Annotated in this window: 12 protein-coding genes; 5 read left to right on the top strand and 7 right to left on the bottom strand. The window is 68.9% G+C overall.

Annotated features, from left to right (window positions below):
• The first annotated feature begins 91 nt into the window (after positions 1-91).
• On the top strand, positions 92-523 hold the full coding sequence (locus tag ACI2JZ_RS06005) for a hypothetical protein (RefSeq protein WP_404596869.1): 432 nt from the start codon (positions 92-94) through the stop codon (positions 521-523).
• Positions 524-772: 249 nt separating this feature from the next.
• Here ACI2JZ_RS06005 and ACI2JZ_RS06010 read toward each other — a convergent pair whose 3' ends face one another.
• The 5 genes from ACI2JZ_RS06010 to ACI2JZ_RS06030 form a co-directional block, all read right to left on the bottom strand.
• Positions 773-1,690, bottom strand: a complete 918-nt coding sequence (locus ACI2JZ_RS06010) for a glycine betaine ABC transporter substrate-binding protein (RefSeq protein WP_404596870.1) — start codon at positions 1,688-1,690, stop codon at positions 773-775.
• A gap of 73 nt (positions 1,691-1,763) precedes the next feature.
• Positions 1,764-2,753, bottom strand: coding sequence for a proline/glycine betaine ABC transporter permease (locus ACI2JZ_RS06015; protein ID WP_247624741.1), 990 nt, complete (start codon positions 2,751-2,753; stop codon positions 1,764-1,766).
• Positions 2,750-4,060 carry a glycine betaine/L-proline ABC transporter ATP-binding protein gene (locus ACI2JZ_RS06020; protein WP_404596871.1) on the bottom strand — a complete coding sequence of 437 codons (1,311 nt, stop codon included), beginning with the start codon at positions 4,058-4,060 and terminating at the stop codon, positions 2,750-2,752. The genes ACI2JZ_RS06015 and ACI2JZ_RS06020 overlap by 4 nt, the downstream gene beginning before the upstream one ends.
• A gap of 409 nt (positions 4,061-4,469) precedes the next feature.
• Complete coding sequence (locus tag ACI2JZ_RS06025; protein ID WP_404596872.1) at positions 4,470-5,696, bottom strand: class I SAM-dependent methyltransferase; 1,227 nt, start codon at positions 5,694-5,696, stop codon at positions 4,470-4,472.
• 146 nt (positions 5,697-5,842) lie between these two features.
• Positions 5,843-7,117, bottom strand: coding sequence for a hypothetical protein (locus tag ACI2JZ_RS06030; protein ID WP_404596873.1), 1,275 nt, complete (start codon positions 7,115-7,117; stop codon positions 5,843-5,845).
• A 124-nt stretch (positions 7,118-7,241) separates the two neighbouring features.
• On the opposite strand from ACI2JZ_RS06030, the gene ACI2JZ_RS06035 reads away from it, so the two are divergent.
• The 3 genes from ACI2JZ_RS06035 to ACI2JZ_RS06045 are packed head-to-tail and all read left to right on the top strand — an operon-like array spanning position 7,242 to position 9,219.
• Positions 7,242-7,634, top strand: a complete 393-nt coding sequence (locus ACI2JZ_RS06035) for a GntR family transcriptional regulator (protein WP_404596874.1) — start codon at positions 7,242-7,244, stop codon at positions 7,632-7,634.
• On the top strand, positions 7,631-8,533 hold the full coding sequence (locus tag ACI2JZ_RS06040) for an ABC transporter ATP-binding protein (RefSeq protein WP_404596875.1): 903 nt from the start codon (positions 7,631-7,633) through the stop codon (positions 8,531-8,533). The genes ACI2JZ_RS06035 and ACI2JZ_RS06040 overlap by 4 nt, the downstream gene beginning before the upstream one ends.
• The gene (locus ACI2JZ_RS06045; RefSeq protein ID WP_247957357.1) at positions 8,533-9,219 is read left to right on the top strand and encodes a hypothetical protein; all 687 of its coding nucleotides are present in this window, start codon (positions 8,533-8,535) and stop codon (positions 9,217-9,219) included. Before ACI2JZ_RS06040 ends, ACI2JZ_RS06045 begins: the two co-directional genes overlap by 1 nt.
• An 81-nt stretch (positions 9,220-9,300) precedes the next feature.
• On the opposite strand, the gene ACI2JZ_RS06050 is transcribed toward ACI2JZ_RS06045, so the two are convergent.
• Complete coding sequence (locus ACI2JZ_RS06050) at positions 9,301-9,882, bottom strand: transcriptional regulator (RefSeq protein ID WP_247623904.1); 582 nt, start codon at positions 9,880-9,882, stop codon at positions 9,301-9,303.
• 74 nt (positions 9,883-9,956) lie between these two features.
• On the opposite strand from ACI2JZ_RS06050, the gene ACI2JZ_RS06055 reads away from it, so the two are divergent.
• Entirely contained in the window at positions 9,957-11,279 is a 1,323-nt protein-coding gene (locus tag ACI2JZ_RS06055) for an MFS transporter (RefSeq protein ID WP_404596876.1), read from the top strand.
• Positions 11,280-11,413: 134 nt separating this feature from the next.
• On the opposite strand, the gene ACI2JZ_RS06060 is transcribed toward ACI2JZ_RS06055, so the two are convergent.
• A complete protein-coding gene (locus ACI2JZ_RS06060; protein ID WP_247623906.1) occupies positions 11,414-11,632 on the bottom strand; it encodes an SCO4848 family membrane protein in 219 nt (72 codons plus the stop codon).
• Between the last annotated feature and the right edge of the window lie 15 nt (positions 11,633-11,647).

Raw genomic sequence — 11,647 nt, forward strand, 5'->3', positions numbered from 1 at the left:
GGCCGCATCAGCCCGGTTACGGTGGGATTCTCCGGAGTTATGCACACGCGTTCGGCGGAGAGCGGATGCCGGGGATAGACTCCGCGGCACCATGACTGATTCTGCGACCTACGCCTACCTCGGGCGCTGGAATTACAGCCTCCAAGAGCCGGTGCCCGATGAATCCTGGATCACCGAAGACCAGGCGCGGGCGGGGCTCGAAGCAGGGGGGAGCGTGATCGAGTACATCTACCCCGACGACACTCGGTGGTACGCACAGTACGACTGCGCCAAGCTCTTCCACGGGATCATGAAGCCCGACGGAACCGGCTTCCGCACGATCAACGACAAGTCACGGCCCACTGTCGATCTGCTTTCGATCGATCAGATCGACGTCTTGAGCAACTGGCTCGGCCGCCCCGCCTTCGGCGATTGGCACGTGCTGCTCGACCCGGACTTCGGTGTCCTCCCGACCTCACCGGGCACGCTCAGCGAGCAGAAGCCGCGGCGCCGACTCGCGTGGTCGCCGTTTCGGAAGCGGTGACCGACGGCATCCGCTCGTCGGGCTGGAGGACGGATGTCGGATGCTTTCGCCCAAAGCATCCGACATCCGTCTCGCCGTCCCCCGATCTGAGCGGCGCGCCGCGCGCAGTACTGAGGAGATCTCACGAACGTGCGGCCGGACCCCCGGCGGAGAAAACACCGATGGACGGAGGATTCGAGAAGAATCCTCCGCCCATCGGCGAGAAATCCGCCCATCGCGTTGCAGCGCGGGGCGCGCGAGAGCGTCAGATCAGCTGACGACCCAGTCGAAGTCCGCGCCGTGCTCCTCGAGCCACGCGTCGACCGCTTCGGCTTCCTTGCCCTCGCCGTACTCGTTCACGACGAGGTCCTCGAGCGAACCGTACTGGGCGTCGTCGAGCTTGATCTGCTCGATCAGCTCCGCGGCCTCGGGGAACTCCGCGGCGAAGCCCTTCGTTCCCAGGAAGTGCAGGGCCTCGGGGTCGCCCATGGCACCCTTCGGGTCTTCGAGGTCCTTCACGGGGAAGGCGTCGTTGGCCCAGAACGGACGCCACAGCGTCACGACGATGTCCTCCTGCTTGTCGGTCGCCGACTTCAGCTCGGTGAGCATCGCGGCCGTCGACGAGGTGACGAGCTCGTACTCGCTGTCGAGGCCGTACTCGGGCAGCATCATCTGGGTCTGCGCGGTGAGACCGGCACCCGGCTCGATGCCGTAGATCTTGCCGTCGAGCTCTGCGCCCTTGCCGACGAGGTCCTCGATCGAGTTCAGCTCGGAGTACTCCGGAACCGCGATCGTGAGCTTGGCGTTGTCGTAGTACGCGCCGAGGTCTTCGATGTCGTCGCCGTAGGTGTCCATGTAGGACTTGTGGGTGAGCTCGGGCCAGGCCGACGGGTAGATGTCGACGTCGCCCTGCGCGAGGCCGGTGTACAGCGGGCCGGCCTCGGTGAGCGTCTTCATCTCGACCGTGTAGCCGATCTTCTCGAGCTGGTCCTGCAGCAGGTACGCGGTGCTGAGACCGTCGGTCCACGACGGCAGGAATCCGAGCGTGATCGTGCCCTTGTCGCCCGAGCCGGCGTCGCCGCTGTCGGAGCCGCCTCCGGTGCCGCCCATGCCGTCGCCGCTGCAACCGGCGAGGGTCAGGGATGCTGCGGCGCCGATCGCCGCGATGGTCAGGAGCTTCTTCTTCATGTGTATCTCTCTCGTCACGTATGGATGTGTGCTGTGTTGCGGGTACTGCAGTGGTGCTTCGGAAGGGAAGACGTCAGGCGGTGGTGACCGGGGCGCGGTGCGGCGACGCGACGTGGCGCTCGGCCTCGTCGGCGGCATCCGTCGCATCCGTCGAACCGGACGACGAAGCGGATGCCGTGGCACCGCGCTGCTTCGCCTTGCGACGCGCGAGCATGCCGAGCAGCGACGACGGGTTCTCCCCCAGCGTGCCCAGCGCCGCGGTCACGCGGTCGAGGAAGACGGCGATGAGCACGACACCCAGACCCGCCTCGACGCCCTTGGCGATGTTGATGGTCGAGATCGCTTCGACGACGAGCTTTCCGAGGCCGTCGGCGCCCGCCATGCCGGCGATGACCGCCATCGACAGGGCGAGCATGATGACCTGGTTGACGCCGGCGAGGATGGTCGGCATCGCGAGCGGCAGCTGGATGCCGCGCAGGATCTGCCCCGGCTTGGCGCCGAACGCCTGCCCGGCCTCGACCGTCTCGGAGTCGACACCGCGGATGCCGAGCTCGGTCAGTCGCACACCCGGAGGCAGTGCGAAGATCACGGTCGCGACGAGGCCCGGCACGACGCCGATGCTGAAGAACACGATCGCGGGGATCAGGTAGACGAAGGCGGGCATCGTCTGCATGAAGTCGAGCACCGGCTTGAGGATCGCACGCACGGTGGCGTTGCGGGCCGACCAGATGCCGAGCGGGATCGCGATGACGACGGCGATCACGGCGGCGACGAGCACCAGCGCGAGCGTCTGCATCGCGGGCACCCAGAGGTTCATCGCGACGATCAGGCCGAACGACACGACCGTGCCGATCGCGAGCTGCCACGAACGCACCAGCCACGCGATGAGCGCGGCGATCACGATGATGACGATGAAGTGCGGGCTGAGCAGCGCGCGCGTCAGACCGTCGACGAGGAACGAGACGACGAACGAGATCGCACCGAGGAAACCGTCGAGATTGTCCTTGATCCAGTCGACACCGGCAGCGACCCACGTACCGAGGGGAATGCGGAAGTCCATCAGCGCACCTCCTCGGTCTCGTCGGTCGACCCCGGCGTCGCGGGCTCCGCCGTCCAGCCGTCGTCGAGCACGGCGTCGATCTCGGCCTGCGGCATCGGAAGCAGGGGCAGCGTGAGCTCACCCGTCGCACCGGGGCCGGGGCCGAGGGCCGCGAGCAGGGTCACGCGCGGGATGACACCGGCGAGTCGGCCGGCGGCATCCGTCACCGCGAGGGGCAGCGGCGACTCGACCGCGGGCACGAACAGATTCATGAGGACCTCGTCCTCGCTCACGCTCTGCGGCACGGGCTTGATGATGTCGCGCAGGGTCGAGGTGCCCTTGCGCACGAGCTTGACGGCATCCCGGTCGGTCACGATGCCGATGAGCTGGCGGTCGCGGCCGACGACGTAGGTCGCCGACATGTAGGCGTCGCGCATCTGGCGCAGCGCGGTGCGCGGGCCGGCTCCCTCGGCGACGACGGGGCGCGGACGCTCCATCACGTTGCCGGCGGTGAGCACGCGGGCGCGGTCGACGTCCTGCACGAACTGCTCGACGTAGTCGTTGGCCGGGTCGGTGAGGATGTCTTCCGGCGTACCGATCTGCACGATGCGGCCGTCGCGCATGACCGCGATCCGGTCGCCGAGGAACATCGCCTCGTTGAGGTCGTGCGTGATGAACACGATCGTCTTGTGCAGCTTCTGCTGCAGTTCGAGCAGCTGCTCCTGCATCTCGCGGCGGATGAGCGGGTCGAGGGCGCTGAACGCCTCGTCCATCAGCAGGATGTCGCTGTCGGCGGCGAGCGCGCGGGCGATGCCGACGCGCTGCTGCATGCCGCCCGAGAGCTCGGAGGGCAGCTTCTCGCCCTGGCCCTCGAGGCCCACGAGCGACAGGATCTCCTCGGCCTTCGCGAGGCGCTCGGCCTTGGCGACGCCCTTGAGCTCGAGCGGGTAGGCGACGTTCGCGGCGACCGTGCGGTGCGGCAGCAGGGCGAAGTGCTGGAAGACCATCGACACGCGGTCGCGGCGGATCTCGCGCAGACGCGACGCCGGGATGCCGGTGATCGGGTCGCCGTTCACCGTGACGGATCCGTCGGTGGCGGGGTGCAGGCCGTTGAGCATGCGGATGATGGTGGACTTGCCGGAGCCGGAGAGCCCCATGATGACGAAGATCTCACCGCGGTTGACGGTGAAGCTGGCGTCGATGACGGCGGCGGTTCCTGCCTCGGCGACCTGCGTTCGGCTCTCGCCCGCCTTCAGCCGGCGGACGGCCTGGTTCGGATTCTTCCCGAACACCTTGAAAAGATTGCGCGCTTCTAGAACGGTTTCGGACACGTTTCCCCTGCGGCTCGCCTTCGGGTGGCTGAGCCTGCTTCGGTTACGCCCGGGTGATGCTCTCGAGGCCGTTCGACATGTCTGCTGTGGCGGCACGGACGGTGGATTTCGGATCCACCGCGATAGAGCAACGACCGTACGTCCACGCCTCTTCGCAGCACAGCTCATCGAAAGAAGGACGTGGTCGCGGACTGGTCTTCGGGCCGTCAGGCCCACAGACCAACGTAACGAAATGGCCGGTCAGGGGCAAATCCGGTCTATCGGCATACTCATAGAATCGCGTGCTGACCGGGGAATTGCTCGGGCATCTAGCGAATCTCGAGCGGGCGTGCCGCGAGCGTTTCCCGTGCCCGCTGAGGGGTCGAGACACGCCGCGCGGCGGCATCCGATCGCGGCGTGTTCTGACCCCTCAGCTCGGGCGACGGATGCTGCGCATCACCGTGAACTTCGGCGTGCGGTTCAGCTGCTCGGTCGGGCCGACCAGACGGGTCAGCTCGGCCCGGTATCCGAGTGACGAATTGAACACCGTGAAGAGCTCTCCGCCGGGTCGGAGCACACGAGCGGATGCCTCGAACAGACGCGTCGCCGCACCCGTGTGCACGCTCGCGCCGAGGTGGAACGGCGGGTTGAGCAGCACGACGTCGGCGGATGCCGTCGGCACCTCGGAGCCCGCATCGTCGTGGGTCACCGTGACCCGGTCGGCGACGCCGTTCGCGACGACGGTCGCGCGGGCGGAGGCGACGGCTGCGGCCGAGCGATCGGTCGCGATCACGCGGGCATCCGGGTGCGCCCGGGCGTAGGAGACGGCGAGGGCTCCGGTGCCGCAGCCCAGGTCGAGGATGCGAGCGCCCTTCGTCGGGTCCTGAGCGCCCTTCGTCTCGTCGCTGCGCTCCTCGCTCAGGGACCGCGAAACCTCCGGTTCCTGAGCGAGCGAAGCGAGACGAAGGGCCCCACCCCGCGACAGCCGCAGCACATCGAGCAGCACCCGCGTCCCGATGTCGAGCTTCGCCCCGGCGAACGCCCCGCCGTGCGCGACGAGCGTCAACCCGTCATGCGCGGCCGTCACCGGGAAAGGCCGCGCGACCGGGACTTCCTTCGGATCCGACGCGATGACGAGTCGCGACTTCCGCTCGGCGCGCTGCGCCTGCACGATGCCGAAGCTGCGCCCGAGCACCTCGTTCTGCGCGATGGTCATATGCTTCACGCGCCCGCCGGCGACGAGCACCGCATCGGGGGCGGCCCAGCGGGCCACGGCATCCGCGATCTCCTCGAGCTCGGCGAGCGCCTTCGGCAGCTGCAGCAGCACGAGTCGCGCGCCGTCGAGCAGCGACCTGTCGAGTTCGTGCGCGACGAAGCCGTCGATCCCGAGGTCGGCGGCGTTGCGGTCGAGCGCACGGCGACCGGTCGCCAGATCCTGGTGCACGCGGATGCCGCGCAGCCCGGCATCCGTCAGCGCGAGCGTGATCGCCCCGTACTCGTCGCCGATGACCGCGATCTCCGGGCCGGCGACACCGCGCTCCACGGCGAGCGCGAGCGCACGCTCGGTGAGGAGCAGGTCGGTCGCGTCGTGCGCCTGCAGGTTCTCGGCCTCGACATCGGGCCAGCGACGCAGGCGGCTGTAGGGGAACTCCGGCACCTGTTCACTGTACGCGGGGCCCCTTCGTCTCGTCGCTGCGCTCCTCGCTCAGGAACCAGGGTCCGAAACGCTTCAACAGGCTCAGCGACCCAGGGTTCAGGAACTGGGCCCCTGAGCCGGTCGAAGGGCCCGCCACGAGAGAGCCCTCAGAAGAACGTGCGCACGAGCTCCACGACGCGATCCGACTCGGCCGACTCGACGACGGGCAGGAAGTGCCACTTGTCGAACGCGGTGCACGGGTGCGAGAGGCCGAGGGCGACGACATCGCCGATCGCGACGTCCGCGCCGCGTACGAACGTGTGCTGGTCGTTCATCGCGGTGATGGATGCCCCGGCGACCGGCGCGAGCGCCTCACCGAGATCTCCGGCGACCCCGTGCACGACGGGCAGCCCCTCGTCGAAGGGGAAGTCGCGCTTGCCGCCGTCGAGCAGGGCGAGCGCGGGCTCGGGGTGCGAGACGACCCGCGCGTAGCCGCGCATCGCCGAGCGGAACACCCCGCCCGCCTCCGTGCCGGGGAACGTCTCGTCGAGAGGCGAGATGCCGCGGTAGAAGCCGTCGTCGTGCACGATGTACGCGCCCGAACGCAGCGTGAACCGCGTGCGGGAGTCGCGGGCGATCGCGGGCGCGTAGACCTCGGCGACCAGGTCGAAATAGGCGCTGCCGCCCGCTGTGACGAAGACATCGCCCTCGTCGTAGAGGTCGCCGAGGGCCTCGTGCACGACGAGCTGGTCGGCCAGGTAGGCGCGGACGGCGGCGAGCGCGGCATCCGATCGGTCGTGCCCGAGCGCACCCTCGTAGCCGCCGACGCCGGCGAGGCGGAGCACATCGGATGCCGCGATCCGACGCCCGATCTCGATCGCCGCCTCGACGCTCCGGGCGCCGGTGCGCCCGCCCTCGGCTCCCAGTTCGACGCAGACGTCGACCCGACGCGGCACACCCGTCTCGCGCAGGGTGCGCTCCATCGCGTCGACGGTCTCGAGGGAGTCGGCCCAGCTCACGAAGCGGAAGTCGGGGTCGGCGAGCTCGCCCGCGAGCCACCGCAGCGAGCGCGCGTCGACGACGGCGTTCGCGAGCATGACGCTGTCGAGGCCGAAAGTGCGGGCGGTGCGCACCTGGCCCATGGTCGCGAGGGTGATGCCGGGGCATCCGATGTCGAGCTGACGCTGCCAGAGCGCGGGGGCCATGGTCGTCTTGCCGTGGGGCATGAGCTGCAGGCCTCGGGCGGAGGTCCAGTCGGCCATCACCGAGAGGTTGTGGCGCATCGCGGCGTCGTCGAGCGCGATGATCGGCGTCCAGAACTCCGACAGCCGGGGCCCGGTCGCGAGGAACTCGTCGACGGCCAGCCCGATCGCTCGCTCGGGGATTCCCTTGTCGCGTGCGGTGAGGCGCTCGTCGCCCCACCCGTCCTGAAGCCGTGCCATGGGGTGTCCTTCGCGTGGGGTTCGTCGGGGGTCCTTACGAATCTACGCGACCGAGGGGTTGACAACACCCCCGGTTAGGGGGTTAATTAGTCATGTAAGTAACCCCCTAACCTGTGGAGGACGCGTGATCGAAGAAGGCAAGCCCCTCTTCCTCCAGATCGCCGAGCAGATCGAGGACTCGATCGTCGACGGTTCGCTGGCCGAGGAGGCCCAGGCGCCCTCGACCAACGAGCTCGCCGCGTTCTACCGCATCAACCCCGCCACCGCAGCGAAAGGAGTCGCGATGCTCACCGACAAGGGCGTCATCTACAAGCGCCGCGGGATCGGCATGTTCGTCGCCGACGGCGCCCGCGAGCGCCTCCTCGGCGAGCGCCGCGCCGCCTTCGCCGACCGGTACATCGATCCGCTGATCTCCGAGGCCCGCACCCTGGGTCTCGACGCCGACGACCTCGCCGCGCTGCTCGCCGAGCGCGCGGCACGAACCCCCACCGCACGAGAAGGGAAGACCCCCGCATGACCACCGTCATCGAGGTGCAGAACCTCACCAAGCGCTACAAGGACACCCGGGCGCTCGACGACGTGTCGCTCTCGCTCGAGGGCGGCCACATCTACGGCCTCCTCGGTCGCAACGGCGCCGGCAAGACGACGCTCATGTCGATCCTCACCGCCCAGAACTTCGAGACCTCGGGCTCGGTGCGGGTGTTCGGCGAGCACCCGTACGAGAACTCCCGCGTGCTCAGCCGCATCTGCTTCGTGCGCGAGAGCCAGAAGTACCCCGACGACGCCTACCCGCGGCACGCGTTCACGGCCGCCCGCCTGTTCTTCCCGAACTGGGACCAGGCCCTCGCCGACGAGCTCATCGCCGAGTTCCAGCTGCCCATGAAGCAGACGATCAAGAAGCTCTCGCGCGGCCAGCTCTCGGCGGTCGGAGTCATCATCGGGCTCGCCTCGCGCGCCGAGCTGACGTTCTTCGACGAGCCCTACCTGGGGCTCGACGCCGTCGCCCGGCAGATCTTCTACGACCGCCTCATCGAGGACTACGCCGAACACCCGCGCACCATCATCCTGTCGTCGCACCTGATCGACGAGGTGTCGAACCTCATCGAGAAGGTCATCGTGATCGACCAGGGGCGCATCCTCCTCAACGACGACACGGATGCCGTGCGCGACCGTGCCGTGACCGTCGTCGGCGACGCCGCCGCCGTCGACTCCTGGGTCGGCGACCGCGAAGTCCTCCACCGCGAGTCGCTCGGGCGCGTGGCATCCGTCACCGTGCTCGGCGCCCTCTCTCCCGCCGAGCGCGCCGAGGTCTCCGGACTCGGACTCGACCTCGCGCCCGTCTCTCTCCAGCAGTTGATCGTCCGACTCACCCAGAAGGCCGAGAATCCCTCGGCCGTGAAGGAAGGGGCACTCTGATGCGACGCACGCTCAACGTCGTCCGCCTGCAGCTCATCAACCGGCAGACCTTCGTCTGGGTGCCGCTGATCATCCTCGGATCCGCCGTCGTGATCTCGGTGCTCATCTACGCGATGATCCCGACCTCGGGCCCCAAGTACGGCGGAGGCGGTCAGGCCCCGCTCTGGTACTTCTTCGCGCTCGGCCTGTCGTCCATGACGCTCACGTTCCCGTTCTCCCAGGCGATGAGCGTCACGCGCCGGGAGTTCTTCGTCGGAACTCTCCTAACCGCGGTTCTCGGCAGCACCTTCCTCGGCATCATCTTCCTGATCGGTGGTGCGATCGAGACCCTCACCGACGGCTACGGCATCAACGGCTACGTGTTCTACCTTCCGTGGCTCTGGGAGGCCGGCCCGCTCGGAGCATTCACGGTCTACTTCGCGTTGGCCCTGCTCCTCTTCGTGATCGGCTTCACCGGAGCGACGATCTACAAGAGCTGGGGCCCGACGGTGCTCACCGTGGTGGGCGTGGGCCTCGCGCTCGTGCTCATCGGCCTGGCCTTCCTGGCCACTCGGCTCGAGCTCTGGGGGGAGGTCGGCGCCGCGTTCCTCGACGCCGGCGCGCTCGGCATCGCACTGTGGGGACTGCTCGCGGCCGCGATCCTCGCCGCGATCTCGTTCCTGGCCTTCCGCCGCGCGAAGCCGTAGCGCCCTTCGTCTCGTCGCTGCGCTCCTCGCTCAGGGACCGGGTGTCGGTTCCTGAGCGAGCGCAGCGAGACGAAGGGTCGATCAGATCGTGTCGTCGGCGCCGATCACGTCGATCTGCCAGTGGCGACCGGCGGGGTCGGCGTCGTCGTGCGCCTTCTGCGCCTCGTCGAGCACGTCGTTCACACGGATCATGGCCTTCTCGAACTCGGCCTCGGTGAGCCGGATCGTGCGCTGCGAGAAGGTCGCGTGCACCTCGGCCGTGCGCCCGGCGACGTACTCGGGCGTCCACGCGATCACGCGGCGGAACAGGTCCTGGTGCTCTTCGGCGATGGCCGAGATCACGGCGGTTCCGAGAGCCTCGTCGACGACGGGGTTCTCGGGGCCACCGACGTTGAGCGCCCCCTTGCGGCTCGTCCACACGCGGTCGCGGCGGTCGCGCGCGTGCTCGGGCGCCTCGACGATGAGTCCGGCATCCGCCAGTGCCCGCAGGTGGAAGCTGACGCTGTTGGCCGGCACCTCGAGCTCGGCGGCGATGTCGGCGGCGCGCAGGTGCTCATGACGCGAGAACAGGCGCAGGATGCGGCGGCGCAGCGGGTTCGCGAACGCCTTGAGCATCGCCGAGGTCATCCACTCGGCATCCGCCGCGGTCTCGTCGTCAGCCATGCGCCGAGTCTATCCGCACCCGAATTTGCGCAATAGTAGTTGCGCAACTGTTCTTGCGGATCTACCATCGAGCCATGACCACCGCGACCGCCCCGCACCGCCTGTGGCGGAACACCCGCTATCTCACCTGGCTCGTGAGCGACACGAGCAAGGGCCTCGCCGCCGCCCTGTCGGGCTTCGCGATCCCGCTCCTCGCCCTCATCGTCACCGACGACCCCGCGCAGGCCGGCATCATCGCGGGGGCCGGACTCGTCGCCCGCCTGCTCACGACCCTGGTCGGCGGGGTGCTCGCCGATCGCCACCGCCGCGTCGTGCTGATGCTCGTCGGCTCACTGCTCGGTATCGCGCTCGCCACGGCGTTCACCCTGCTCGCGGCGAGCGAGGCGCTCACCTTCAGCGCACTGTTCGCGATCAATCTGCTGCTCGCGGCACGCAGCGGACTCTTCGACGTGGCCGGCGAGAGCGCGCTGAAAGAGATCGTTCCCGACGACGCCATGGGCCGCGCGCAGGCCGCCAACCAGGGGCGGGATGCCGCGCTGCAGCTCGCGGGCGGACCGCTCGGCGGTGTGCTGCTCGGCGTCGGAGGGTGGCTGGTCGGCCTCGTCATGACGCTCTGCCATCTGATCGCCGCGGGCACCGCGTGGGTGCTCGCGCGGGGCGGCTCGCGCACGACGCGCGAAAACGGAGACGAACAGACGGATGCTCGGCACGTCGCGCTCGGACACGCCGCGGATGCCGCGGGCGATCCGGGTTTTCGCAGCGGAGTCCGTGAAATGGGCGAGGCGTTCCGCTGGTTGTTCTCCCGCCCGGATCTCGGCGGAGTTCTCGCCATCACCACGATCGTGAACCTCGGGTTCAACGCCGCGATCACCACGACCATCTACGCGCTGCAGCAGGCCGGGCACTCCGAACTGCTGATCGGCGCCCTGAGCGCCGGCGTCGGGGCCGTGATGCTGGTCGGAGCCGTGATCGCCCCGCTGCTGGTTCCGCGCATCGGCGCCGGCATCCTGACCATCACCGCCCTCTCGGTGGTCGCGGTCGCCACCGTCGCGCTGTCGTGGATGGTCGAACCGTGGGCGATCATCGCCGTGCTCGGCGCGGCGGTGCTGCTCGTGCCCGCCCTCAACGCCGGGATGATGGGCTACTTCATGGTCGCGACCCCGAGCCGCCTGCTCGGGCGCGCGAACAGCGCCGCCGGGGTGCTGGGCATGGGGGCGATGCCGCTCGGACCGCTGATCGCCGGATTAGGGCTCGCCTGGATCGGCCGTCAGAACACGATCCTGGTCTGCGCGGCGCTCTGCACGGTCGCGGTCGCGCTGGCGATCGGCAACCGCGCACTGCGCGCCCTGCCGGTCGAGGCGCGGTGGGCCGAGCACGCCCGCCGCTACGAGGCCTGAGCCCTCGGCATCCGCCGGCGCCTCGAAACCCACCGGAACCGTCGAGACCCACCCCTATCGACGTCGCGGACAATGGGTCTCGGCGCGATCGATGGGTCTCGACGAACGGATGCCCGAATTCCTCGGCGCCCGACTTACAGCGCGCCCGTGAGTGCGGCGATGCCGGCGAGCAGTGAGAGCAGGGCGAGGGTCAGCGCGATCGAGATCAACACGATGTGCACGATCAGGAACTTCGTGGCCTTGCCGTTCGCGTCCTTGGCACGCGGGTCCTTCGCGACCCGGCGGAGGAACTGCGGCCACGCGATCGCGTTGAAGGCGGCGTTGAGGAACAGGATCACGGCGAGAAGGGTCACCCGTCCACCGTATCG

The sequence above is a fragment of the Microbacterium sp. NPDC087868 genome, assembly GCF_044900755.1.
GTDB classification, from domain to species: Bacteria; Actinomycetota; Actinomycetes; order Actinomycetales; family Microbacteriaceae; genus Microbacterium; species Microbacterium galbinum.